The sequence below is a fragment of the Stenotrophomonas sp. HMSC10F06 genome, from assembly GCF_001807865.1.
GTDB lineage: Bacteria > Pseudomonadota > Gammaproteobacteria > Xanthomonadales > Xanthomonadaceae > Stenotrophomonas > Stenotrophomonas bentonitica_A.
This window is the reverse complement of record NZ_KV791259.1, coordinates 83,591-108,266: the sequence shown is the minus strand read 5'-3', so window position 1 is coordinate 108,266 and position 24,676 is coordinate 83,591. Positions and strand designations below refer to the sequence as shown.

Annotated in this window: 22 protein-coding genes and 1 pseudogene; 13 read left to right on the top strand and 10 right to left on the bottom strand. The window is 66.5% G+C overall.

The window, feature by feature from the left end:
- Positions 1-512: pseudogene (locus tag HMPREF3113_RS18900) on the bottom strand (Plug domain-containing protein); the annotation flags it as partial.
- Between the two features lie 219 nt (positions 513-731).
- On the opposite strand from HMPREF3113_RS18900, the gene apbC reads away from it, so the two are divergent.
- Entirely contained in the window at positions 732-1,574 is an 843-nt protein-coding gene (apbC, locus tag HMPREF3113_RS04145; protein WP_102788256.1) for an iron-sulfur cluster carrier protein ApbC, read from the top strand.
- Positions 1,575-1,649: 75 nt separating this feature from the next.
- Here the strand turns inward: apbC and HMPREF3113_RS04140 are convergent, their stop codons facing one another.
- Positions 1,650-4,691, bottom strand: coding sequence for a TonB-dependent receptor (locus tag HMPREF3113_RS04140; RefSeq protein WP_070470955.1), 3,042 nt, complete (start codon positions 4,689-4,691; stop codon positions 1,650-1,652).
- Positions 4,692-4,963: 272 nt separating this feature from the next.
- On the opposite strand from HMPREF3113_RS04140, the gene dcd reads away from it, so the two are divergent.
- Positions 4,964-5,536, top strand: coding sequence for a dCTP deaminase (dcd, locus tag HMPREF3113_RS04135; RefSeq protein WP_019182646.1), 573 nt, complete (start codon positions 4,964-4,966; stop codon positions 5,534-5,536).
- Positions 5,537-5,778: 242 nt separating this feature from the next.
- Here the strand turns inward: dcd and HMPREF3113_RS18750 are convergent, their stop codons facing one another.
- Genes HMPREF3113_RS18750 through HMPREF3113_RS04125 form a run of 3 tightly spaced genes read right to left on the bottom strand, consistent with a single transcriptional unit; the run spans position 5,779 to position 7,055 of the window.
- Positions 5,779-5,943 carry a LiaI-LiaF-like domain-containing protein gene (locus HMPREF3113_RS18750; protein WP_167390309.1) on the bottom strand — a complete coding sequence of 55 codons (165 nt, stop codon included), beginning with the start codon at positions 5,941-5,943 and terminating at the stop codon, positions 5,779-5,781.
- A gap of 15 nt (positions 5,944-5,958) precedes the next feature.
- Positions 5,959-6,381 carry an HIT domain-containing protein gene (locus HMPREF3113_RS04130; protein WP_019182648.1) on the bottom strand — a complete coding sequence of 141 codons (423 nt, stop codon included), beginning with the start codon at positions 6,379-6,381 and terminating at the stop codon, positions 5,959-5,961.
- Positions 6,378-7,055, bottom strand: a complete 678-nt coding sequence (locus tag HMPREF3113_RS04125; protein WP_070470953.1) for a dienelactone hydrolase family protein — start codon at positions 7,053-7,055, stop codon at positions 6,378-6,380. Before HMPREF3113_RS04125 ends, HMPREF3113_RS04130 begins: the two co-directional genes overlap by 4 nt.
- A gap of 203 nt (positions 7,056-7,258) precedes the next feature.
- On the opposite strand from HMPREF3113_RS04125, the gene rimO reads away from it, so the two are divergent.
- Together rimO and HMPREF3113_RS04115 are read left to right on the top strand one after the other, a co-directional pair.
- On the top strand, positions 7,259-8,623 hold the full coding sequence (gene rimO, locus HMPREF3113_RS04120; RefSeq protein ID WP_070470951.1) for a 30S ribosomal protein S12 methylthiotransferase RimO: 1,365 nt from the start codon (positions 7,259-7,261) through the stop codon (positions 8,621-8,623).
- Positions 8,623-9,453, top strand: a complete 831-nt coding sequence (locus HMPREF3113_RS04115) for a DUF3025 domain-containing protein (protein WP_139146292.1) — start codon at positions 8,623-8,625, stop codon at positions 9,451-9,453. Before rimO ends, HMPREF3113_RS04115 begins: the two co-directional genes overlap by 1 nt.
- 139 nt (positions 9,454-9,592) lie before the next feature.
- Here HMPREF3113_RS04115 and greB read toward each other — a convergent pair whose 3' ends face one another.
- Both greB and HMPREF3113_RS04105 read right to left on the bottom strand, forming a co-directional pair.
- Complete coding sequence (gene greB, locus HMPREF3113_RS04110; RefSeq protein WP_019182651.1) at positions 9,593-10,096, bottom strand: transcription elongation factor GreB; 504 nt, start codon at positions 10,094-10,096, stop codon at positions 9,593-9,595.
- Positions 10,097-10,151: 55 nt separating this feature from the next.
- Positions 10,152-11,657 (bottom strand): helicase HerA-like domain-containing protein, encoded by a 1,506-nt coding sequence (locus HMPREF3113_RS04105; RefSeq protein WP_070470947.1) that lies wholly within the window; start codon positions 11,655-11,657, stop codon positions 10,152-10,154.
- A 121-nt stretch (positions 11,658-11,778) separates the two neighbouring features.
- Between HMPREF3113_RS04105 and HMPREF3113_RS04100 the strand changes: the two genes are divergently transcribed.
- Together HMPREF3113_RS04100 and HMPREF3113_RS04095 are read left to right on the top strand one after the other, a co-directional pair.
- Positions 11,779-13,383, top strand: coding sequence for a transglycosylase SLT domain-containing protein (locus HMPREF3113_RS04100; protein ID WP_070470945.1), 1,605 nt, complete (start codon positions 11,779-11,781; stop codon positions 13,381-13,383).
- Positions 13,384-13,497: 114 nt separating this feature from the next.
- The gene (locus HMPREF3113_RS04095) at positions 13,498-13,839 is read left to right on the top strand and encodes a ribonuclease E inhibitor RraB (RefSeq protein WP_070425601.1); all 342 of its coding nucleotides are present in this window, start codon (positions 13,498-13,500) and stop codon (positions 13,837-13,839) included.
- Positions 13,840-13,937: 98 nt separating this feature from the next.
- On the opposite strand, the gene asd is transcribed toward HMPREF3113_RS04095, so the two are convergent.
- Together asd and HMPREF3113_RS04085 are read right to left on the bottom strand one after the other, a co-directional pair.
- The gene (gene asd, locus HMPREF3113_RS04090) at positions 13,938-14,780 is read right to left on the bottom strand and encodes an archaetidylserine decarboxylase (RefSeq protein ID WP_070470943.1); all 843 of its coding nucleotides are present in this window, start codon (positions 14,778-14,780) and stop codon (positions 13,938-13,940) included.
- Positions 14,777-15,427, bottom strand: a complete 651-nt coding sequence (locus tag HMPREF3113_RS04085; RefSeq protein ID WP_070470941.1) for an SCO family protein — start codon at positions 15,425-15,427, stop codon at positions 14,777-14,779. Before HMPREF3113_RS04085 ends, asd begins: the two co-directional genes overlap by 4 nt.
- A 147-nt stretch (positions 15,428-15,574) precedes the next feature.
- Here HMPREF3113_RS04085 and prmB point away from each other — a divergent pair, with 147 nt between their 5' ends.
- The 7 genes from prmB to HMPREF3113_RS04050 all read left to right on the top strand — a co-directional run bounded on the left by prmB (position 15,575) and on the right by HMPREF3113_RS04050 (position 23,621).
- Positions 15,575-16,504, top strand: a complete 930-nt coding sequence (prmB, locus tag HMPREF3113_RS04080; RefSeq protein ID WP_070470939.1) for a 50S ribosomal protein L3 N(5)-glutamine methyltransferase — start codon at positions 15,575-15,577, stop codon at positions 16,502-16,504.
- Complete coding sequence (gene aroC, locus HMPREF3113_RS04075; RefSeq protein ID WP_070470937.1) at positions 16,501-17,604, top strand: chorismate synthase; 1,104 nt, start codon at positions 16,501-16,503, stop codon at positions 17,602-17,604. Before prmB ends, aroC begins: the two co-directional genes overlap by 4 nt.
- A complete protein-coding gene (locus HMPREF3113_RS04070; RefSeq protein WP_070470935.1) occupies positions 17,597-18,652 on the top strand; it encodes a 2-hydroxyacid dehydrogenase in 1,056 nt (351 codons plus the stop codon). Before aroC ends, HMPREF3113_RS04070 begins: the two co-directional genes overlap by 8 nt.
- Positions 18,653-18,858: 206 nt before the next feature.
- Entirely contained in the window at positions 18,859-19,884 is a 1,026-nt protein-coding gene (locus HMPREF3113_RS04065; RefSeq protein ID WP_070470933.1) for an aspartate-semialdehyde dehydrogenase, read from the top strand.
- An 88-nt stretch (positions 19,885-19,972) separates the two neighbouring features.
- Positions 19,973-22,048 carry a motility hub landmark protein FimV gene (locus HMPREF3113_RS04060; protein WP_070471070.1) on the top strand — a complete coding sequence of 692 codons (2,076 nt, stop codon included), beginning with the start codon at positions 19,973-19,975 and terminating at the stop codon, positions 22,046-22,048.
- A gap of 146 nt (positions 22,049-22,194) precedes the next feature.
- A complete protein-coding gene (gene truA / locus HMPREF3113_RS04055; RefSeq protein WP_046273243.1) occupies positions 22,195-22,968 on the top strand; it encodes a tRNA pseudouridine(38-40) synthase TruA in 774 nt (257 codons plus the stop codon).
- Entirely contained in the window at positions 22,965-23,621 is a 657-nt protein-coding gene (locus tag HMPREF3113_RS04050; protein WP_019182664.1) for a phosphoribosylanthranilate isomerase, read from the top strand. The genes truA and HMPREF3113_RS04050 overlap by 4 nt, the downstream gene beginning before the upstream one ends.
- A 140-nt stretch (positions 23,622-23,761) precedes the next feature.
- Here HMPREF3113_RS04050 and HMPREF3113_RS04045 read toward each other — a convergent pair whose 3' ends face one another.
- On the bottom strand, positions 23,762-24,652 hold the full coding sequence (locus tag HMPREF3113_RS04045; RefSeq protein ID WP_070470931.1) for a LysR family transcriptional regulator: 891 nt from the start codon (positions 24,650-24,652) through the stop codon (positions 23,762-23,764).
- Positions 24,653-24,676: the final 24 nt, after the last annotated feature.

The following is a 24,676-nucleotide window of genomic DNA, read 5'->3' as shown; positions in this document are numbered from 1 at the left end:
TTGACCACGCCGGCGATGGCGTCCGAACCGTACAGCGACGACTGGCCGCCCGGCAGGACTTCAATGCGCTCGACGATGTCGATCGGAATGCCGCTGATGTTGTTGAACGTATCGCCGCCGTTGTACAGCGCCGGATACGACATCATCGGACGGCCGTTGATCAGGTACTTGGTGTAACCCGGGTTCAGGCCGAACATGCCCGAGGCTTCCGCGCCCTGGGTGAAGGACGCCGAGGTCTGGCCGCCCTGGAGGCCGCCGGTGGTCAGCGAGGACTGCTGGAGGACTTCGGCCACGCTGGTGAAGCCGCGGGTCTGGATGTCCTGCGCGGTGATGGACATCACCGGCGTCTGGGTTTCGATATCGGTCTGCGGAATCAGCGAGCCGGTGACGGTGACTTTGTCCAGCGTCGTGGCTTTATCCTGTGCCATGGCCGGAGCGGCTGCGGTGGCGATCAGGGCGGAGAACAGTGCAGCGGCGAGCGTGTTGCGACGTGCGGTGGTGCTGTAATTCATTGATAGTCCATAGAACAAAACAGAAAGCACTGACGCCAATGATTCCCTCCCGGAACGCGCGGAAAACGCTCAACGTAGTGCGTTTCGACCGTAACATGAACTTAACGAAAATTGCATGGTTTCGTAGCAATCGGGATTTTCAGTCAGGTGCAGTCAAGGTTGTATAGTGTTGCGTCCAATTGTTGTGTTCCCGGAGTGCCCGCAGTGAGTGCCAGCCAAGTGCGTCGTCCCCACGCCAGCCAAGTGCAGAAGGGGTTGTCGCCGCATCCGCGCGTGCGCAACGTGATCGCAGTCGGGTCGGGCAAGGGCGGGGTCGGCAAGTCCACCACCGCGGTCAACCTGGCTGTCGCACTTGCCGCGCTCGGCGCGCGCGTGGGCCTGCTGGATGCCGATATCTACGGCCCCAGCGTGCCCGCCATGCTCGGTCTGAGTGGCCGTCCGGAAAGCCCGGACAACAAGTCGATCGAGCCGATGCGCGCGTTCGGGGTGGAGACCATGTCGATCGGTTACCTGATCGAGGACGAGACGCCGATGATCTGGCGCGGGCCGATGGCCACCTCGGCGATGACGCAGTTCTTCAATGACACGCTGTGGGACGACCTGGATTACCTGCTGATCGATCTGCCGCCGGGCACCGGCGACATCCAGCTCACCCTGACCCAGAAGATTCCGCTGGCCGGCGCGGTGATCGTCACCACGCCGCAGGACATCGCCACGCTGGACGCGAAAAAGGCGCTGAAGATGTTCGAGAAGGTGGAGGTGCCGGTGCTGGGCATCGTCGAGAACATGGCCGTGCATACCTGCAGCAACTGCGGTCAGGTCGAGCACCTGTTCGGCGAGGGCGGTGGCGAGCGCATGGCCGCCCAGTACGGGGTGCCGCTGCTGGGGTCGCTGCCGCTGGAGATCGGCATCCGCGAGCAGGGCGATGCCGGTACGCCGATCACTGCTGCCGCGCCGGCGTCTTCTGCGGCCCAGGCCTACCTGCGCGCGGCCGAGCGGTTGATCGAGGAAGTGGCCAAGCGGCCGCGGGCAGCCATCCCGATCCTGTCCTCGTTGCTGTAAGGCTTTTGTTCCCTGCAGAAAAAACCGCCGGCACGAGGCCGGCGGTCAAGAGAGAAAGCAACGCGGGTTTTCGACTTACCAGTCGTACTGCACCTGGAACCGGACATAGCGCGGATCGTTGAAGTACTTCGGCGTGTTGTAGTTGTAGTAGGTCCGGATGGTCGGTGCCGAGCTCGGGCGGCCGTACTTGGTTTCGTACACCTGGACCGGCTTGATGTTGTTGAAGGCGTTGATCACCGACACCTGCATGCTCAGCCCTTCCAGCCAGTTGGGCGTGTAGGTGATGTTCGGGCTGACGGTGAACTGCCACGGCGTGCGGCCAGCGCTGCCCACCTTGGAGATCTCGTCGGTACCCTGTTCGCAGGTGTGGAACACGCCGGTATAACCGTACTCGGTGTCGAAGCTGCCCCAGCCGCCACCGAGGCAGCTTTTCGGTGCGCCGGACTGGGCCAGCACGTTGACGCCGACCGACCACTCGTCGGTGAACTTGAAGCCGCCGAAGAGCTTGAAGCTGTGGCGGTGGTCGTTGAACAGGTAGCCGTCGGCGCCGTACATGATCTCGGCAAAGTCGAAGTCCGAGGTCGTGCCGGTGTCATCCTGGCCGTTGGTGCTCTTGACCAGACCTTCGTAGTTGCCCTCCAGCTTGGACCAGGTGTAGGAGAGGCTGGCGTACCAGCGCTCGGTCTGCTTGTCCGCGCTCAGGGTGACGGCCTTGTAGGTGCGCTTGGCCTTCGGGCCCAGCGTATCGCCCGGCACATTGATCTCTTCCACCGTGCCATCGCCGTCGACATCCAGGGTGACGTTCAGGTCGCTGCCCGGGTTGTAGATCCAGCAGCCCGGCAGGCCTTCCGGCACGGTCCACGGGTCGGACCAGTTGGACAGGTCATAGCCGGCGGCAACCGCTGCGTTGTAGAGCGAACGCGAATCGCAGGTGTCATCGATCGCATTGTTGATGCGACGGTAGGTGGCCTTGATGCCCACGGTCCAGTCGTTGAAGAAATCGACCGACGAATTGATCTGCTGCTGGTAGCCCAGGATGACTTCGTCCTGGGTGTACGGCTTCAGGCCCCGCGACGCGACCGCGCGCGGATCAGGCGTAGCACCGCTTTCGCCGTTGATCACTGCGTCATACGCACCGTCCTCGAAGCTGCCGGTGACGATCGGCGAGCCGTTCGGATTGATGCCGCTGTAGGTGAAATACTCGTCCAGATAGTACGAGGCACTGGCTGCGCGCAGCGCGACGTTGGCGGCGATCGGCAGCGAGTACCGGCCAACCGAGGCGAACAGCTTGCTGCGACCGTCGCCCAGGATATCCCAGGAGAAGCCTGCACGCGGCTGCCAGATGTCATCCTGCTTGACGAAGGAGATGCCGTCCGAGTTCTTGTTGTCGAACGAGTCGTTGCGGATGCCCGCATACAGCATGAAGTTCGGGGTGATCTGCCAGTTGTCCTGCAGGTACCACGACTGCTGCTTGATTTCGATGGAACCGCCGTTGCGGAAGTTCACCCGCTCGGCATAGTCATCTTCCAGATACCACAAGGCCCCGCCGGAGTAGGACGTGCCCTGCACCGAGGTCCATTTCTCGTCGCTGTAGCCGAAGCCGATCTTGTGGTCGCCCAGCTGCCAGTCGAGATCCAGGCGGGTGCCTTTGCGCTCGTTGCGGCCGCCGAAGATGCCGACGGTGCTGGCCACGGCGCAGCCGATCTGTCGGCCGGTTCCGCCAGTCTCGGACCGGTAGTCCAGAACGTAGGGGCAGCTGCCCTGCGGGCTGTTGATGTCGCCGTCGTAGGTGCTCATCACACCGTCGGGGCTGATCGTGTGCTCCGAGCTGCGGTTGCGCATCTGGCCGTACTGCAGCGATGCAGTCAGGTTGTCGGTCAGGTAGCTGGTCCACTTGAAGACGTCGGTCTGGCCGCCGGACTTGCCGATCAGCGCGCCGAGAGCGCTGGTCTTGGCCGGTTCGCCACCGCTGCTGGGATCATCATAGGCAGCGTTGTAGTAGTCGTAATTGTAGCGGCGGCTGTTGTCGAAACCGGTGTACTCGAGGTGGTTGCTGTCGTTGAGGTACCAGTCCAGCTTCAACAGCCAGTACGGGGTCTTGGACTCATAGTCGTAGGCCGACGTGGACAATGCGGTAGCGGAGGGCGGACGGCCATTGGTGGTGTACTGCGAGCCGCGGTTGCCGTAATTGCCGGTCTTGGAGTTGCTGAACTGGCCCATCGCAAACACGAACAGCTTGTCTTCGATCAGCGGGCCGCCGGCCCAGACGCTGTAGACGTTGGAGCTGCTGCTGTTGCGATCATAGGAACGGAAGAGCGAGCCATCGTCGTAGTACGTATCGGGCGCGCTCTCGCGAAGCGAATCCGGGGCGCCGGTCCAGCTGAAGCCACCCTTCCATTCGTTGGTGCCGCGCTTGATGTTGACGCTGGTCACGCCGCCGGTGGAGAAGCCGTACTGCGCGCCGTAACCGCCGGTCTGCACGTCCAGCTGGTCGATGGCCTGGTAGGGGATCTCGGAGAACGACAGGCTGTCGTACAGATTGGTGACGTTGAAGCCGTTGACGTAGTAGCTGTTCTCTGCGGCCGAGGCGCCGCCGAACGATGCCGGGCCGAAATATCCACTTGATGCAACGGTCCCGGGGGTGAGCAGCGAAACGCTCGTGATATCGCGTCCCACGGGGAGGGAATTGAGCTGGTCGGCGGTAAAGGTGGTGCGCGATTCCACGCTGCCGAGATCGATGGAATTGGCCGCGCCGAGCGCGCGCACATTGACCGTGTCGAGGGAGGTGGCGCCGCTGGATGCCGAGGCGAAGCTGGCAGTGGTCGACTGGCCGGCGACGACATTGACGCGCGTGGTGTTCACCGCACTGCCGCCACTGAAGGTGGTGACCTCATAAGTGCCGATGGGCAACTGCGAGAAGCTGAAGCGGCCGTCGGTTCCGACGGTGACTTCGCGGGTGGCACCGGAGGCCAGGCTCTTGACCTGAACCTTCTCCGCCGTAGCGCTGCCGTTGATGTTGCCGGAGGTGCTTTGTGCGAAAGAGGTGCCGATGCATGCGCTCAACATCAAGGCGAGTGCGGTACGGGCGAACTTGCGTCCATGGATGGTGTGTTTCATCAGATTCCTTTGCGTGATGCTTTACGGTGGCTGAATATTCCTACCTGAATCGAGTGTTCAGGCTTAATGGAACCATAATGAACAGTTCTTCGCGGCGCAACCATTCTGTAAAAATGAGATAATTAGAGGTTGTATGTCTCACTTTAGAGTGAGAGTGGTTAGGCTGATTCGAGCCTTTCCCGGTCACGCTGAAGCGCGTAGGCGAGCATCACAGGTCGCTGTAGAATCGCTGGCCCGGGCGTCTGTCCAATTGTTCCCAGCCAGGATCGAACATGAGCATCAAGAGTGACCGCTGGATCCGTCAGATGGCCGAGCAGCACGGCATGATCGAGCCGTTCGAAGCTGGCCAGGTCAAGCAGGCCAACGGCCAGCGCATCGTCAGCTACGGCACCTCCAGCTACGGCTACGACGTCCGTTGCTCGCGCGAGTTCAAGGTGTTCACCAACATCAACTCCACCATCGTGGACCCGAAGCACTTCGATCCGGGCAGCTTCGTGGACATCGTGGGTGATGAGTGCATCATCCCGCCCAACAGCTTCGCGCTGGCGCGCACCGTGGAGTACTTCCGCATCCCGCGCGATACGCTCGTGGTGTGCCTGGGCAAAAGCACCTACGCGCGCTGCGGCATCATCGTCAACGTGACCCCGCTGGAGCCGGAGTGGGAAGGGCATGTGACCCTGGAATTCAGCAACACCACGCCGCTGCCGGCGCGCATCTATGCCAACGAAGGCGTGGCCCAGATGCTGTTCTTCCAGGCCGACAAGGACGATATCTGCGAGACGTCCTACAAGGACCGCGGTGGCAAGTACCAAGGCCAGACCGGCGTGACCCTGCCGCGGACCTGATGATCACGCCGGTGGCGCGGCGCACCTGATCGATCCCCGGGCGTGCTGCCGCGTCCGCGCCTGGTAGAGCCGACCGTTGGTCGGCTGCTTCTGCGGTTACCGTGACCCATCAAGGGGCGACCACAAAAAAAGCGCGGAGTACTCCGCGCTTTTTTTGTGGCTTGGTCCGACGTGCGGCGTGGTGACCCAAAGCAGTGGACCCAAAAGCAGCGGACCGAAAAGCAGCGGACCAACGGTCCGCTCTACTTGCGGCCGAACAGCAGGCCGATGCCAACCGCCACCAGCACGACCGGCCACCAGGTGAGGATCAGCTTTCCCATGTTCATGTTGGTCCAGCCCAGATTGCTGGCCAGCAGGAACAGGCCGACAAGGATCAGGACGATGGCGGCGACAAGGTTGGAACGCATCAGGGGCAGGGTCCACTAGGGCTGGGGCGAATATCCTAGCCGTTCCTTCCAGAGTGCGACACGCTCGGCCAGCACCTCCGGGTCAAAACGGTGTGCCTGCCCCTGGCCCCAGACCGGGCCCGGCCATGCCGGATCGCCGACATGGCGCCCGATCACATGGAAATGCAGCTGGCGCACGATGTTGCCCAGCGAGCCGATGTTGATCTTCTCGACCCCATCGGTGCCCTTGAGCGCCTTGCACGCCCGGTTCAACTCGGTCCGCAGCTTGTCCTGCTGCTCGCCATCCAGGTCGATCCATTCGGTCACGCCACTCAGGCGTGGGACCAGGATCAGCCAGGGATACCTTTCATCGTTCATCAATCGCACTTGCGATAACGGCCCTTCTGCTACCAGTACGCTGTCGGTGGCCAGGCGTGAATCCAGTTCGAACTCGCTCATCCAAGATGCTCCGCAAAGAAGTCCAGGGTGCGTTCCAGCGCCAGGTGGGCGCTGTCTGGATCATACGCATGTCCGACGCTGCGGTTGAAGGCATGATCGGCCGGGTAGACGAACGTGGCCATCTGCGGCAGCTTCTCGCGGTGGGCCTTGATCGCTTCAGGCGGGATGCTCTTGTCCTGGGCGCCGAAGTGGAACATGACCGGCGCCTTGGGCGCTTCGTCCAGGTACTTCACATTGCGGGCGCCGTAATAGCTGACCGAGGGCAGGCCCAGGCGCAGCGCGGAGAGCAGGGCGATGCTGCCGCCCCAGCAGTAGCCCACCGTGCCGACCTTGCCAGCCGGTGCCAGCCGCGACGCGGCGGCCCGGACGATCTCCAGCGCTTTTTCCACCCCGAGTTCGTCCACCATCTGCAGGCCGGCGGCCACGCCTTCACTGTCATAAGGCAGTTCCGGCGGTTCGGTCCCGTCCGGGGCCGAATCGGCCAGGTCGAAGAACGAGGGGGCCAGCACCGCATAGCCCTTGGCGGCATAGTCGTCGGCCATCGCGCGGATGTGCGGGTTGGCGCCGAAAATCTCCTGGATCACCACCAGGCCCCCGCGCGGTTTGCCTGCCGGCGTTGCCTGCCAGGCGCGGACCGGTCCGTAATGCGTATCGAGCGTGATCCACTCACCCATGGTGCGAGACTCCGTTGGTTCAGGCATTCATTATCGGCCCCGCGCGGGTTAGCGTGATGTCAGCGGGCATGCGGTATCTGGCGGGATCGACCCGATCCGGTTCAGGGGCGCGGGCTGAACGCCGGTATACTTGCCGCCGTTTCCGGCCCCAGGTCCCCACGCCATTCCGGCATGGGCCCAGGCCCCCAGAGTCCTTGCGATCCATGTCCCAGCTGAACCCCAAAGTCGGCTTCGTCAGCCTTGGCTGCCCGAAGGCCCTTGTCGATTCCGAGCGCATCCTGACCCAGCTGCGGTCCGAGGGCTACGACATCGTTCCCTCTTATGACTCGGCCGACGTGGTGGTGGTCAACACCTGCGGCTTCATCGATTCGGCCGTGACCGAGTCGCTGGATGCGATCGGCGAGGCGATGAACGCCAACGGCAAGGTGATCGTCACCGGTTGCCTGGGCAAACGCCCGGAGCAGATCCGCGAGGCCTACCCGAACGTGCTGGCGGTGTCCGGTCCGCAGGACTACATGAGCGTGATGGAGGCCGTGCACGCCGCGCTGCCGCCCAAGCACGATCCCTTTGTGGATCTGGTGCCCGATTACGGCATCAAGCTGACCCCGCGCCATTACGCGTACCTGAAGATTTCCGAAGGCTGCAACCACAAGTGCAGCTTCTGCATCATCCCCTCGATGCGCGGCAAGCTGGTCTCGCGCCCGGTGGATGAGGTGCTGCGCGAAGCTGAGCGGCTGGTGCGTGGTGGCGTCAAGGAACTGCTGGTGGTGTCCCAGGACACCTCGGCCTATGGCGTGGACGTGAAGTACGCCGAGCGCATGTGGCGCGACAAGGCCTACCAGACCCGCCTGAAGGCGCTGTGCGAAGGCCTCTCCGAGCTGGATGCGTGGACCCGCATGCATTACGTCTACCCGTACCCGCACGTGGACGAGATCGTGCCGCTGATGGCCGAGAACCGGATCCTGCCGTACCTGGATATCCCGTTCCAGCATGCCAGCCCGCGCATCCTCAAGCTGATGAAGCGCCCGGGCGCGGTCGACAAGACGCTCGAGCGCGTGCAGCGCTGGCGCCAGCTGTGCCCGGACATCACGGTGCGCTCGACCTTCATCGTCGGCTTCCCCGGCGAGACCGATGCCGAGTTCGAGGAGCTGCTGAGCTTCCTGGACGAGGCGCAGCTGGACCGCGTCGGTGCGTTCGCTTACTCGCCGGTCACCGGCGCGACCGCCAACGATCTGCCCGGTGCGGTGCCCGAAGAAGTGAAGCAGGAGCGCCTGGCCCGCTTCATGGAGCGCCAGGCGGAGATTTCCGCCGCGCGCCTGGAAGCCAAGATCGGCACCCTGCAGCAGTGCCTGGTCGATGCCATCGAAGACGGCATCGCGGTGGCCCGTTCCAAGGCCGATGCACCGGAGATCGACGGTCTGGTGCATATCCAGAACGCGGAAGAAGCCAAGCTGCGCGTGGGTCAGTTCGTCGATGTTGAGATCACCGAGAGCGACGACCACGATCTGTTCGGTGACGCGATCCTCGCCGCCGAAGCGCGCAAGCCGTTCGATCTGCACGTGCTGTGATCGTATCGGCGTCGGCTGCCGATACTGGCGGTCGACGCCGCTTCATCGCACCACCGCGCAACGCGGTGGATGCGGCCTGCTTCGCACAGCCGATCTATGCCGGGCTGCGCGACTTCCAGGATCTGATGGGCGCGCCCGACTGGCCCACCATCGCTGCGCTCGACGCGCGCCTCGCGTTGCCGGACAAGCATCTGGCCGAGCAGGACGAGGCGTTGCTGGCCGACGGCCTGCATTATGAAGCGCGCATCGCCGGGCGCGGCCGGATCGCCACGCGTGCGGACAACTGGCATGACTTGTTCAACGCCCTGATCTGGGCGCGTTACCCTGCCATCAAGCGCGCGCTCAACCAGCAGCAATGCCGGCACATCGCGGCGATGGCGCCGGGGCAACGCAACCGTGCGCAGGCGGCACTGACCCAGTTCGACGAGACAGGCGTGATCGTGCGGGTGCGCGACCCTGCGCTGCTGGGCGCATGGGACCGGCACGACTGGCCGGCGCTGTTCGTGGACGGAGCAGGGCACTGGCGCAACGGTGATATCGCCGTCGCGGCGGTGATCGGGCATGCGCTGCTGGAGCAGGCCCTGCCGCCGGACCGCCTGCTGGTCGGCAAGTGCGTGCTGGTACAGGGCGATGACGATGCCAGTGCGGTCGCGGCGGTGGCGCAGGCCATCGCGGACGGAGAGCGGCTTGGTGATCCGTTGGAGCTGCGTCCGTTGCCGTTGGCGGGGATTCCCGGGTGGCACGCGCGGCAGGCGGCGACCTTCTATGCGCGGGCCGACTACTTCCGCCCGTTGCGCCCGGGGCGCGTGTATCCCGCTGCGCTGGGGTGATTCGGCGGCTGCAGTGATGACATGCATCTGGTAGCACGCCGGTGGCAATGCCGTGCGCAATTCGCGCATGGCGTGGCGCTACTGCCGCTGGTTTCCAACATCCCCGGTAGATCCACGCCACGCGTCGATGCACTTGCCGTCAGCCGGGATACGCCACCGACAGGATCGCAAACCCATGGCGGCCACTGGGCAGTTCCACTTCGAACTCATCGTCCACGCGCTTCTTCAGCAATGCGCGGGCCAGGGGCGAATCGATGCTGATCCAGCCGGCACCGGCGTCGGTCTCGTCCGGGCCGACGATGCGATACACATGGATGTCGCCCGAATCGACGTTCTCCAGCTCGACCGTCGCGCCGAAGAACACGGCGTTCGGATCGGTCGGCGCCGTATCGACGATGCGCAGCGCCTCCAGTCGCTTGGTCAGGTAACGCACGCGCCGGTCGATCTCGCCCAGCTGCTTCTTGCGGTAGGTGTACTCGGCATTCTCGGAGCGGTCGCCTTCCGCGGCGGCTGCGGCCAGGGCCTTCACTACCTCCGGGCGCTTGTGCCGCCACAGTTCATCCAGTTCGGTCTTCAGCCGCTGGTGGCCCTGTGCGGTGATCAGGGCCGTGCTTTTTTCCGCGGGGGGACGCCAACGCGACATCAGGTCTGCTTGTGCTCGTCAAAAGGTGCCGCGCCATGCGGCGCGACACGGAGTATCAGCGCTTTCCGCCGAAAATACCGCCCAGCAGGCCGCGCACGATCTGGTTGCCCAGCTTGGTGCCGACGGTGCGCGTGGTCTGCTTGGCCATGGTCTCGATCATGCCCTGGCGGCGCTTGGTGCCGAAGATCGCATCCTTGATACTCTGGCCGAAGCCGCCTTCCTGCGCCTCATCCTGCTGACGGGTGCGGGCCTTGGGCGCATCCGACTGCTCGACCGTCTTCTGCGCGCGCTGCGCCAGCCGTTCCGCAGCCGATTCGCGGTTGATCGCGGTGTCATAGCGCGTGCCGACCGGACTGCCGGCACGCACCTGCGCACGTTCGGCCTCGCCGATCGCACCCATCCGGCAGCGCGGCGGCGCGATCTGGGTCTGCTGCACGGGCGAGGGGATGCCCTTGTCCTGCAGGGTGGAGACCAGCGCCTCGCCGGTACCCAGCTTGGCCAGCGTGGCAGCCACATCCAGTTTCGGATTGGGCACGAAGGTTTCGGCGGCCACCTTCACCGCCTTCTGGTCGCGCGGGGTGAACGCACGCAGCGCGTGCTGCACGCGGTTGCCGAGCTGGCCAAGAATGTTGGCCGGCACGTCATCGGGGAACTGCGAGCAGAAATACACGCCCACGCCCTTGGAGCGGATCAGCCGGACGACCTGTTCGATGCGTTGCGCCAACGCCGGCGGTGCGTCATCGAAGAGCAGATGCGCTTCATCGAAGATGAAGACCAGCTTGGGCTTCTCCAGATCGCCCACTTCCGGCAGTGTTTCGAACAGCTCGGAGAGCAGCCACAGCAGGAAGGTCGAGTACAGCCGGGGTTTCAGTACCAGCTGGTCGGCGGCGAGGATGCCGATCACGCCGCGGCCGTCGTGGTTGACGCGCATGATGTCGGCCAGCTCCAGCGCAGGCTCGCCGAAGAAGGCCTCGCCGCCGTCCTGCGACAGGCGCAGCAGCGAACGCTGGATGGCCGCCACCGTCTGCGCGCTGACCAGCCCGTATTCGGTGGAGATGTCCTTGCGCTCTTCGGCGACTAGGCCGAGCAGGGCGCGCAGGTCATCCAGATCAAGCAGCAGCAGGCCGCGGTCGTCGGCAAGCTTGAACACGATGTCCAGCACGCCGGCCTGGGTGTCGTTGAGCTCCAGGATGCGGGCGAGCAGGGTCGGGCCCATCTCGCTCACTGTGGTGCGCACGGGGTGGCCGAGCTTGCCGTACAGGTCCCAGAAGATGGTCGGGCTGGCGGCGGGCGCGTAATCGGCCGCGCCGAGATCGGTCGCGCGCTGCAGCAGCGCCTCGGTCACGGCACCGGGCACGGCCAAGCCCGACACGTCACCCTTCACATCAGCCAGGAACACCGGTACGCCGATCCGCGAGAAGCCCTCGGCCAGCGTCATCAGGGTGACGGTCTTGCCGGTGCCGGTCGCGCCGGCCACCAGGCCGTGGCGGTTGCCCAGCCGCGGCAACAGGGTCACGGGGATATCGTCGGTGATGCCTTTGCCGAGCAGAATCGGATCCATGGTCAACTCGCAGTGTGAATAGGCGGGATTCTAAACGTCGGCGTTGGCCGGCCGGCAGACGGGTTGCCCGGATGCAAGCGGCGCGGCTACTCTGCCCCATCGTTCGCACACAGTGCCAAAAATGCCCGTTCCTGTCTTGCTTGTCCGTGGTTGGCCGCTGTTGGCCGTTGCCGCGATGCTGTCGATCGTCCCCGAGGCCCATGCCCAGCGCGTCTCCGCCCGCGACAAGGCCAAGGTGGAGGCGCTCGACCAGCGCATGACAGCCGCCGAAAAGCGCTACAACGCGGCGCTGGTGCTGGTGAACAATGCCGACCCGAAAGGCACCAACGAGGCCGACGCCGCGCTGGAGGACATGGAGGATGTGATCAGCGCCTGTGTGGCCCAGAAGGGCTGCCAGGTCAGCAACCTGCTGCCGACCTACAAGCGCCTGCTCAAGAGCAACGCCGACAGCCAGCAGGACAGCGAGGACGGCACGGCCATCGCCGACGGCACCTTGCTGGAGGCCGACCCGGACCATGTCGGCCCGCTGGCCGCCGACGTGCCGGAAGCCGCCCGCGCTGCAGCGCTGCTCAACGACAAGCGGCACGCCTTCGACACCATGGTCGAGTACAACCCGGCCGTGCAGGCCGGCATCCGCCGCTGGTTGACCGACATGCGCCCGGCGCTGCTCACCAGTTACGAGAACTACCAGAACCTGCGTGCGGTGATGTGGCCGGAGTGGGAAAAGCGCGGCCTGCCCGAAGCGCTGCTGTTCGGGATCATGGCCAAGGAATCCAACGGCCGCGTGCACGCCTCTTCGCGTGCCGGCGCCGCCGGGCTGATGCAGTTCATGCCCGCCACCGGGCGTCGCTTTGGTCTCGGCCCGGACGGCACCGGCTTTGATACGCGCTTTGATGCCCGCAGCGCGGCCGAGGCCAGCGCGACCTACCTCAACGAACGTATGCGTGAGCTCAACAACAGTGTCGAGCTGTCGCTGGCCGGTTACAACGGCGGTGAGGGCCGTGCCATCCGCGTGTTCCGCCAGTACCCGGGGCAGGGCTTCTGGACCGACAGCGTCTACAACCAGTTCCCGGGCGAGACAAAGGACTACGTGCCGATGGTGATCGCCGCGGCGTGGATCTATCTGCACCCGCAGCAGTACGGCGTGGAATTCCCGAAGATCAGCGCGCAGCCGGCGACCATCCGCCTGGCCAAGTCGACCACGATCTACGAGCTGACCATCTGCCTGGGCAGCACCGGTACCCGTGACGGCTACATGCGCGCGCTGCGCAACCTCAACCCGCGCTATGAGGCCGACGGCTGGATTCCGGCCGGCACCATCATCAACGCGACCACCCGCATCGCCGGGCTGTACAACCGCTTCTGTGTCAGCGGCCCGCGTGCCGATCTGGCCCGCACCCTGATCACCGCCGACCTCAATGCGGCGATCGTGCGTCCCACGGCCGTCAGCTACACCGGCAACGTGGCGGTGGGCAGCGTGGTCCCGGTCGCCCAGGCCCAGGCCATGCCGGCGGTGACCCCGGCTGCGCCCGTCGCCGTGCCGGTCGCCAAGCCGAAGGCCAAGCCGGCCCGCAGTTACAAGGTCGGCAAAGGCGAGACCCTTGGCAAGATCGCGGCCAGGTTCCAGTGCGACGTACCGACCCTGGCCCGGGCCAACGGCCTCAAGGCGCCGGCCTATTCGCTCAAGCAGGGCCAGAGCATCAAGCTGCAGGGCTGCGACAAGTAAGCCATAACCGGGTAGGCTCGCCGGCATCACGCCTGCGGCCGCCCGGCCCAGCACATCCATCGCAGCGTCGGCCACGGGTCGGTGCTCACCGCAACACGCAGACAGGACAGCAAGATGGATATCACCGCGATCAACGAGATGTTCGCCAACATCCGTGAAAACACCGATTGGGACCTCAACGGCCCGATGCTGTGGGGCTACTTCTTCGTCAACACCACCCCGGAGCCACTGCACGGCCTGGGCGAGAAGCTGGTCGAGATGGGGTACACCCTGGTGGAAGTGTTCGAGCCGGACCTGGAAGAGGGCGAGGCCCCGTACCACGTGCTGCACGTGGAGCGCGCCGAGGTCCACACCGAAGCCTCGCTGGATGCCCGCAACCACGAGCTGCAGGCGCTGGCCGAAGCGAACGGCGTGGAAGACTACGACGGTATGGACGTCGGCCCGGTCGAGGTCTGATCGAGCGGAACATCGCACACAAAAAAACGCCCCGGTTTCCCAGGGCGTTTTTTATGGGCGTGAGCCCGGGTAGTGCCGGCCATGTCCCGGCCCTACCGTCACTTCAGGGTGGCCAGCGCCTGCCCCAACTGCACCGCATGCTCGGCGTCCAGATGCGGCGCGAACTCGGCCACGCCCGGGGGCAGCAGCACGATCACGGTCGAGCCGTAATTGAAGCGCGCCATCTCCGCAAAGCGCTCCAGGGTGATGCCCTTGCCGCGGTAATCCTTGCGCGTGATCGTATCGCCGTAGGCCGGAATTTCCTCGCCGCCCCACACCGTCTCCACGCCGGAGACCAGCAGCGCGCCGACCATCACCGAGACCATCGGGCCGAAGTCCGTATCGAAGTGACAGACCAGGCGTTCGTTGCGGGCGAACAACCCCGGCACCCTGTTCACCGCGGCCGGGCCGACGCTGAACAACCGCCCCGGCACGTGCACGGTCTCGCGCAGCGTGCCGGTCCACGGCATGTGCACGCGGTGGTAATCCTTCGGCGAGAGATACACCGTGGCGAACAGGCCGTGGTGGAAGACTTCCGCATCCTTGGCATCGCCCAGCAGTTCGGCGGCGGTGAAGGACTGCCCCTTGGCCTGGAAGATGCGCCCGTCCTCGATCGTGCCCAGCTGGCTGATCCGGCCGTCGGCCGGCATGACCAGCGTGCGCGGATCGGCATCGGCCACGCGCGCGCCCGGCTTCAACGCACGGGTGAAGAACTGATTGAAGGTGCGGTAGCTGCGCGGGTCCGGGTTGGCGGCTTCGGCCAGGTTCACGCCGAACTTGGCGGTCACGGTATCGATCAGCCAGGGCGAGATCCGCGGGTTGCTCGAGTACGCCAGTCTGCGCGCCATGGACGACAGCAGGCGGTGGGGCAGGGCGTAGCTCAGCGTGGTCATCAAACTCATGGGGCGGATTTCTCGGTCAGCAGTTGCAGGTCGCGGGCGATCGCCTGCGCTTGGAAAGGAGGGCGGATCAGGCCGGCCAGGCGGCCTTCCGGGTCCAGCACGGCCAGGCTGGCCGAGTGCTCGAGGGTGTAGTCCTCGGGGTTTTCATCGAAATGCTTGCCCGGCACCTTCTGGAACACGAAGCCCAGCGAGGTGGCGAAGCGCTCCAGCGAGGGCACATCCGCCGTGGCCGCCAGCGTGTCCTTGTGGAAGGCGTGGACGTACTCGCCCAGCCGCGCCGGGGTGTCGCGCTCGGGATCGACCGAAATGAAGACCAGCCGCGGGCGCAGTGTTTCAGGCAGGGCTTCCCACTGCTTCTGGGCCTGGGCCAGATCGGCCAGCGTGGTCGGGCAGACGTCCGGGCAGAAGGTGAAGCCGAGGAACACCAGGGTCCAATGGCCCTTCAGCTCGCCGGGGATCAGGCGGGTGCCGTCGGACTGGCCGAGGTTGAAATCGGGCAGCGGGCGCGGCTGCGGGTAGAACGTGATCGATTCCGTGGCGGGGCGGTCACCGCCCGGCTTGGGCGCGAAGACCATCTGGGCCACGACCAGGCCCAGCCCGGCGGCCAGGGCGATCAGCAGGATGATGCCGACATTGCGATTGAACATAAGGGCCCCGTCCCGGAAGTGGCCACCATGATAGAGGGATGCGGGCGGTGGCGTCCCATGCGGCAGCCGCACCCGTTTCGACTGCAACGGATGCCCCGGCCCGCCCCAGCGCCTATAATCGAGGGCCACTTTGTCTGTTGCCCCGCCATGACTGCCGAAACGGCCGCCGAACTCCACACGATCATCGACCTGATCCGCTACGGCACCAGCCGTTTCAACGCCGCCGGGCTGACCTTCGGGCACAGCTACGACAACGCCCTGGACGAAGCCACCCAGCTGGTCCTGCACAGCCTGCACCTGCCGCACGACCTTGGCCCGGCCTATGGCCAGGCGCGCCTGCTGCAGGACGAAAAGGTCCGCGTGCTGGAGCTGTTCCAGCGCCGTATCGACGAGCGCATCCCGGCCGCCTACCTGACCGGTGAGGCCTGGTTCGCCGGCCTGAGCTTCAAGAGCGACGCGCGCGCCCTGGTGCCGCGCTCGCCGATCGCCGAACTGATCGAGTGCGGCTTCGAGCCGTGGCTGGCCGGCCGCGATGTCCATCGCGCCCTCGACCTGTGCACCGGCTCGGGCTGCATCGCCATCGCCATGGGCCACTACTACCCGAACTGGGAAGTGGACGGTGTGGATCTCAGCGACGAGGCCCTGTCGCTGGCCGAAGAGAACAAGGAACGGCTGCAGACGCCGAACGTCACCCTGCTCAAGTCCGACCTGTTCAACGGCCTGACCGGCCGTCATTACGACCTGATCGTCACCAATCCCCCGTACGTTACCAACGACGAGACCGATGCCCTGCCGCAGGAATACGCCTACGAGCCGGAAATGGGCCTGCGTGCCGGTGACGATGGCCTGGACCTGGTGCTGAAGATCCTGCGCGATGCCCCGCTGCACCTGAGCGAGGATGGCCTGCTGATCTGTGAAGTGGGCGAGTCCGAGCAGCACCTGTACAAGCTGCTGCCGGAAGTGGATTTTCGCTGGGTCGAGTTCAAGGTCGGCCAGATGGGCATCTTCGCCGTGGAGTGCCGCGAACTGATCGCGCACAGCGCCCGCATCACCGAACTGGCAGCGCAGCGGCCGTGAGTTCCAACAGCTTCGGCAAACTGCTGACCGTCACCACCTTCGGCGAATCGCACGGTCCGGCGATCGGCTGCGTGGTGGACGGCTGTCCGCCGGGGCTGGAGATCAGCGCCGACGAATTCGCCCACGACCTGCAGCGGCGGGCCACCGGCAAGAGCCGGCACACCTCCGCGCGGCGCGAAGCCGATGAGATCGAGATCCTGTCCGGGGTGTACGAAGGCCGTACCACCGGCACCCCGATCGGCCTGCTGATCCGCAATACCGACCAGCGCAGCAAGGATTACACCAACATCGCCCAGCAGTTCCGTCCGGGCCATGCCGACTACAGCTACTGGCAGAAGTACGGCATCCGCGATCCGCGCGGTGGCGGTCGTTCGTCCGCGCGCGAAACCACCATGCGCGTCGCTGCCGGCGTCATCGCCAAGAAGTGGCTGCTGCAGCGCCATGGCGTCACGATGCGTGGCTATCTCTCGCAGCTGGGCGAGATCACCCCGACCGGCTTCGACTGGTCGGCGGTGGAAGACAACCCGTTCTTCTGGCCGGTCGCCGATCAGGTGCCGGCGCTGGAAAGCTACATGGATGCGCTGCGCAAGTCCGGTGATTCGGTCGGCGCGCGCGTCAACGTGGTGGCTGACGGCGTGCCGCCGGGCTGGGGCGAGCCGATCTACGGCAAGCTCGATGGCGATCTGGCGGCCGCGCTGATGAGCATCAACGCGGTCAAGGGCGTGGAGATCGGCGACGGCTTTGCCAGCGCCGCGCAGAAGGGCACCGAGCACCGTGACCTGCTCACCCCGCAGGGCTTTGCCAGCAACCATGCCGGCGGCATCCTCGGTGGCATTTCCACCGGCCAGCAGGTCACCGCCTCGATCGTGCTCAAGCCGACCTCCAGCCTGCGCCTGCCCGGTGCCACGGTGGACGCCAGCGGTGCCTCGGTCGAGGTGATCACCACCGGTCGCCACGACCCCTGCGTCGGCATCCGCGCCACGCCGATCGCCGAGGCGATGATGGCACTGGTGCTGATGGACCAGGCGCTGCGGCATCGCGCCCAGTGCGGCGATGTGGGCGAGATCACCCCGCGCATCCCGGGCACGATCGATGGCTGACCCGCGCCCCAAGGTCTGGGTCAGCCAGCCCCTGTTCGACGATGTCGTCGAGCAGCTCGGGCAGCATTTCGACCTGACCATGACCGGCGACGTCACCCGCTATACGCCGCAGGGGCTGGCCGAGCAGTTGGCTGGCGTCGATGGCGCGCTGATCACCCTCAACGAACGCATCGGCGCGGCCGAGATCGCCAACGCGCCGCGGCTGCGCGCGATCGCCAACGTCGGTGTGGGCTACAACAACCTGGATATCGACGCGCTCAGCGCCGCCGGCATCCTGGCCAGCAACACCCCGGACGTGCTGACCGAAACCACGGCCGACCTCGGCTTCGCGCTGCTGATGGCCACCGCGCGCCGGATCACCGAATCCGAGCGCTGGTTACGCGATGGCCAATGGGGCCAGTGGTCGTTCCAGACCATGCTCGGTGCGGATATCCACGGCAGCACGCTGGGCATCCTCGGCATGGGCCGCATCGGCCAGGGCATCGCCCGCCGCGGCGCGCACGGCTTCGGCATGCGCGTGCTGTACCACAACCGCTCGCGGCTGCCCGAGGCCACCGAGGCCGAGGTCGGTGCGCAGTACGTGGACCTGGACACCCTGCTGGCGCAGGTGGATCACCTTGTCCTGGTGCTGCCGTACAACGCCTCCTCGCATCACATCATCGATGCCGCCGCGCTGGCGAAGATGAAGCCGACCGCCACCCTGGTCAACATCGCCCGTGGCGGCATCGTCGACGAAGTGGCACTGGCCGACGCACTGGCCAACGGCCGCCTCGCCGCGGCCGGCCTGGACGTGTTCGAAGGCGAGCCCACGGTGCGCCCGGAACTGCTGGCCCTGCACAACATCGTGCTGACCCCGCATATCGGCAGCGCCAGCCAGGCCACGCGCCGGGCGATGGTGCAGCTGGCCGTGGACAACCTCACCGCCGCGCTGGGGCTGGGCCCGAACGCGGGCCACCCGCCGAGCGCGATCAACGCCGACGCTGTCGCTGCCGTGAAAACCGGCGGCGCGACCGTGGGCGGCAAAAAAATCGACGACGCAAAACGATAGGGAACCGCGCTGGCCAACAGGCGAGGTTCCCGAACCGGAAGGTGCCGACCGTCGGTCGGTACACATCCCCAAGGCACGGCAGGTACCGATCGTTGGTCGGCACGCACATTCAACATTCCGGCAGGTACCGACCGTGGGTCGGTACACATCCCCCAAACAAGGCAGGTACCGACCGTTGGTCGGTACACCCAACACGAGGTTCCCCCATGAGCAATCCAGATCGTCGTTTCCACGTCGCCGTCGTCGGTGCCACCGGTGCTGTCGGCGAAACCATGCTGGCCATCCTGGCCGAGCGCAACTTCCCGATCGCCATGCTGAGCCTGCTCGCGTCCTCGCGCTCGGCAGGTGGCGAGATCGAGTACCAGGGCGAGAAGATCAAGGTCCAGGACCTGAGCACCTTCGATCCGAACGGCGTGGACATCGCGCTGTTCTCCGCCGGGGGCAGCGTCTCCAAGGAATTTGGCCCGAAGTTCGCCGCCGCCGGTGCGGTGGTGATCGACAACTCCTCGGCCTTCCGTTACGACGATGACGTGCCGCTGGTCGTCTCCGAAGTGAACCCGGAGGCGCTGAAGCACCGCCCGCGCGGCATCATCGCCAACCCGAACTGCTCGACCATGCAGATGCTGGTCGCACTTGCCCCGCTGCACCGCCAGTACGGCATCGAGCGCATCAACGTGGCGACCTACCAGTCCGTCTCCGGCGGTGGTCGCTCGGCGCTGGAAGAGCTCGGCAAGCAGACCGGCCAGCTGCTCAGCTTCCAGGACATCGACCCGCAGCGCTTCCCGGTGCAGATCGCGTTCAACCTGATCCCGCATATCGATGACTTCCAGGACAACGGTTTCACCAAGGAAGAGATGAAGCTGGTCTGGGAAACGCGCAAGATCCTCGGCGATGACAGCATCCTGGTGAACCCGACCGCCGTGCGCGTGCCCGTGTTCTACGGTCACTCCGAAGCGGTCACCATCGAAACCCGCGACAAGGTCACCCCGGATGCCGCGCGCGAACTGCTGGCGCGTTCGCCGGGCGTGGAAGTGGTGGACAAGCACGAGGCCGGTGGCTATCCGACCCCGGTCACCCATGCCTCGGGCACCGATGCCGTCTACGTTGGGCGCATCCGCGAGGATCTGTCGCACCCGCGTGGCCTGAATCTGTGGATCGTCTCGGACAACATCCGCAAGGGCGCGGCCCTCAATGCCGTGCAGCTGGCTGAGCTGGTCGCCGCCGAAGGCTGATCGCGTGGCTGTCGGCGGCATGGGGATGCCGCCGACAGCCCGCATTGAAACATCGCCGATCACGGGGGGAGCCGTTATATTGGCCGCCATGAAGAACCGGGCTCCGGGCGCAGTGCGTCCGCTCAAGTATGTATCGACGCTGCTGCTGGCCCTGGCCAGCAGTTCGGCCATGGCCCTCGGCCTGGGCGATATCCGGGTGCTGTCCAAGCCGGGCCAGCCGTTGCTGGCCGAAATCCCCGTCATTTCCGCCGATCCGTCCGAGCTGGAAAACCTCCGCGTCGCGCTGGCCTCGCCGGCGACGTTTGCCCGAGTCGGGCTGGAGCCGCCGTCCGGGCTGGTCAGCGAGCTGCAGTTCGAGTTGACCCGCAATGCGCAGGGCCGCGCCGTGGTGCGCGTGAGCAGCCAGGCACCGGTCGCCACGCCCTCGTTGAATTTCCTGATCGAAGCCGACTGGGGGCAGGGCCGCCTGGTCCGTGAGTATTCCGCCCTGGTGGACGCGCCCAACAGCGCCGCCACCGTGGCCGAGCCGGAGATCGTCGCCCCTGCCGGCGCGATGTCCAACGCCATCATCCGTGAGCCCGCACCGGAGGCCGCACCTGTTGCCGCCACGCCGTCGCGTGGTGCGCAACCGGCCACCATGCCGCGCCCGGCCGCGCCACGTGCTGCACCCACTGCGCCGGTCGCCGCTGATGGCAGCGTCACGGTGCAGCGTGGGCAGACCCTCTCGCAGATCGCCGGCTCGCTGGCCCGCGAGCAGGGCATCAACCGCGACCAGGCGATGATCGCGCTGCTGCGGGCCAATCCCGATGCCTTCATCCGTGGCAACGTGAACCTGCTCAAACAGGGCGCGGTGCTGCGCACGCCGGGCGCCGACGGGGTGGCGCAGATCGATGCAAAGCAGGCTGCGGCGATCGTGCGCGAGCACACCGCGCAGTGGCGGCAGTCGCGTGCGGCGATCCCGCAACCGGCCGACAGTGGCGTCGCCGCAGCGCCGGCACCCGCCACCGCGGCCCCGGCCGCCACCCAGGGCGCTCGCCTTGAAATCGCGCCGGCCGTTGCCGCCGCAGGCACCACCGCAGGCACAACCACCGGCACCGCTGCCGGCACCGAGGGCGACATGCTGGCTAACGAACAACTGCGACAGGCCAAGGAAGACGTGGCCACGCGCGATGCCGAGATCCAGGAACTGCGTGAGCGCGTGGCCGAGCTGGAAAAGCTCAAGGCGCAGCAGGCCTCGCTGATCGAGATGAGGGACACCGACCTGGCTGCCGCGCAACAGCGTCTGGAGCAGGCGCCCGGTACGCGCGACAGCGCCGGCGGTGGCTGGTACTGGCTGGGCCTGGTCGCGCTGCTGCTGGTGGTCGGGGGCTGGGCGCTGGTGCGTCGCCGCAAGCCGTCGCCGCTGCCGCCACTGGCGCGTGATGGGCTCGACGGCGCCTCGCTGGCCGCGGCCGTGCCGGCGGCCGATCAGGGGGACGAACTGGCCGCACAGCGCGATGACGCGCACCGCTTGCCCGACGAGCAAGCCGTTGCCGACGCCGACGTCTATGCCGGGCTGCGCCGTGAGCCGGTCTTCTCGCCCACGCCTTCCATGCACGACGCCGAGCCGCAGGTTCCTCTCGATGATCCTCGCTGGAGCGCCCCCGCGACGGACGAAGCGCCGGTGTTGCCGGAGGTCGAGGCCACCGCTGCATCCGCCTACGGCATCGAGGCCGACGCGCAGCATGTGACCGTGGACGATGCGCTGTTCCGTGACCCGGCACCGCTGATCGAGCCGCCGGCGCACGCGTTGGAAGCCCAAGCGCACCCCTCGTTCCGCGGCGTCTTCGAATTCCCGGACGAATCCGCGGCGGGTGAAGCGCACGGTTCAGAGGCGAGCGATCATCCTGAGGGTCTCGACGCTGCGCCGGCCATCGCCAGTGCGGACCACACGGCCCGCGCGGATGACATTGCCGATGCCGATGCCGACGCCGCTGCTCCGCCGGCCGACGAGGCCCCCATCGCCCCGGTCGGCAGCCCTGGCCGCGACCGCCTGGAACTGGCCATTGCCTATCTGGACCTCGGCGACGCCGAGACCGCGCGCACCCTGCTGCACGAAGTGGCCGTCGGTGCCGACCCGCACAGCCAGGCCGAGGCGCGCGAACTGCTGGCGCGGCTGGGATGAGCCACGTCCGCCCGATGGCAACCCGCGCACGCCCGCTGGAGCACGTCGCGTTCGCTTCCAGCGAACCGGCTGTGTGGTCCGAGCGCGACGCTGCCTGATGCACCACCCGGCGCCTGCGCCGGTCCCCCAAAACACAGAGGTTCACCATGCGCTACGCACTGGGCGTGGAATACGACGGCAGCGAATTCAAAGGCTGGCAGCAGCTCGGTGAGAGCGGCTGCCCGAGCGTGCAGGCCAGCCTGCAGGAAGCGCTGTCCTCGGTGGCCAATGCGCCGATCCAGGTCGTGTGTGCCGGGCGTACCGATGCCGGCGTCCACGGCGAATGCCAGGTCGTGCATTTCGATACCGATGTCGTGCGCGATCCGCGCAGCTGGATGCTGGGCACCACCACCCGCCTGCCGCGTTCGATCGCCGTGCGCTGGTGCGTTCCGGTGGCCGATGAGTTCCATGCGCGCTTCGCCGCGCGCGCGCGCCGCTACCGCTATCGCCTGCTCAATCGCCAGGTCCGCCCCGCGCTCTACCGGCAGACCTTGAGCTGGGAGCGCCGGCCGCTGGATGCCGGGCTGATGCATGCGGCAGGGCAGGCCCTGCTGGGCGAGAACGACTTCAGTGCCTTCCGCAGCGTGCAGTGCGAGGCCCTGCACGCGCGCCGGAACATGCAGTCGCTCTCGGTGACCCGCCAGGGCGAGGTGGTGGAGGTCGCCGTTCAGGCCAATGCATTCCTTCATCACATGGTGCGCAATATCGTCGGTTCACTGATTCTGGTCGGTTGTGGTGAGCAACCGGTCTCGTGGATGGAGCAGTTGCTGGCCGGGCGCGACCGTACCGTCGCCGGCCCGACCGCTCCGCCGCAGGGATTGGTCTTCGTTGGTCCCCTGTACCCCGACAACTGGCAGCTGCCTGCCGAGGTCACCTTATGAGCCGCTCCTTCTACCGCACCCGTATCAAGTTCTGCGGCATGACCCGTGCCGGTGATGTGCGCCTGGCCGGCGAGCTCGGCGTGGACGCGGTCGGCTTCATCTTCGCCCGCGAGAGCAAGCGCCGGGTCGCCCCGGCCGAAGCGCGCGCGATGCGCCAGGCGATCGCGCCGATGGTGGATGTGGTGGCCTTGTTCCGCGACAACAGCAAGGAAGAGGTGCGCGAGGTACTGCGTACCGTCCGGCCGACCCTGCTGCAGTTCCACGGGGACGAAGACGAGTCGTTCTGCCGCAGCTTCAACATGCCCTACCTGAAGGCCGTGGCGATGGGCGGCAAGGATGAGGTCAACGCCCGTCAGCTGCAGCTGCGATACCCCAGCGCGGCCGGGTTCCTGTTCGACAGCCACGCTCCCGGCGGCGGCGGCGGAACCGGCGTGGCCTTCGACTGGACCCGCCTGCCGACCGGTCTGCACCGGCCGTTCCTGCTGGCCGGGGGAATCACCCCGGACAACGTGTTCGATGCGATCGTGGCGACCCTGCCATGGGGGGTGGATGTCTCCAGCGGCATCGAGTCCGAGCCGGGCATCAAGGACGGCTACAAGATGCGCAAGTTCGTGGAAGAAGTGCGCCGCGCCGATTGCCACGAAGCGGATTGATCCGCAGGCCCCACGCGTAGGCCACGACCGTTGGTCGTGGCGGCGTCATTCCGCCCGCTGCGCGGTAGTGCCGGCCGCTGGCCGGCAACCTGATAAATCTGCGGCCGACCCGTTGGCCACGACCGTTGGTCGTGGCGCGCTCATCCCGCCAGCTGCGCCGTGAGCCAGTCCGCCAGCGCATCCACCCGGGGGTCCGCCGCGCCCTCCGGGGTCGCCAGAACCCAGAACCCGCCGGTCGCGCCGAATCCCCACGGTGCCAGCAACCGACCTGCGGCCAGGTCATCGGCGACCAGCGGCTCCGGCGCGATCGCCACGCCAAGGCCCGAGACCGCCGCTTCCAGCAGGTAGTACAAATGCTCGAAGCCGCTGCCCAGCTGCAGCTGCGCCGGGTCCAGCCCATGCGACAGCGCCCATGCCGGCCATGCCTGCGGGCGCGAGGTGGTGTGCAGCAGGGGCTCGGCCAGCAACGCTGCCGGCGGCTGATGGCGCAACCGTGCCGCCGATGGGTGGTGGGGGCTGATCACCACGCCCACGCGCTCGGGGGCCAGTTCCCGCACCTGCCACCCACGCGGCCACGGTGGCTGGGCCAGCAGCAGGACCGCATCCAGGCCCTGCTGTTCGCTGGTGAAGCTGCCGTCCTGGGCAGACCAGTGCAACGGCAGCTGGGGCAGGGCGCTCTGCAGCGCCTGCAGGCGCGGAATCATCCAGCGCGCCAGGATGCTGCCACTGCAGCCGAGCACCAGCGCTTCGGGCCGCTGTTGGCGCTTGAGCGCCACGACCGCCTCGCGGATCTGTTCGAAGGCGCCTTCGCAGGCGGCCTGCAGGTCCTTGCCGGCGCGGGTCAGGCGCAGCCCACGGCCTTCCCGCTGGAACAACGCAACGCCCAGGTACTCTTCGAGCAGACGCAACTGGCGGCTGATCGCGCCATGGGTGACATGCAAGGCGTCGGCCGCCCGGCCGACCCCGCCCAGGCGGGCGGCCGCCTCGAAGCTGCGCAGCGCATTGAGCGGGGGCAACGGTCCGTCGGTCATGTGAGTTTTCCTGACAGGTCGCGA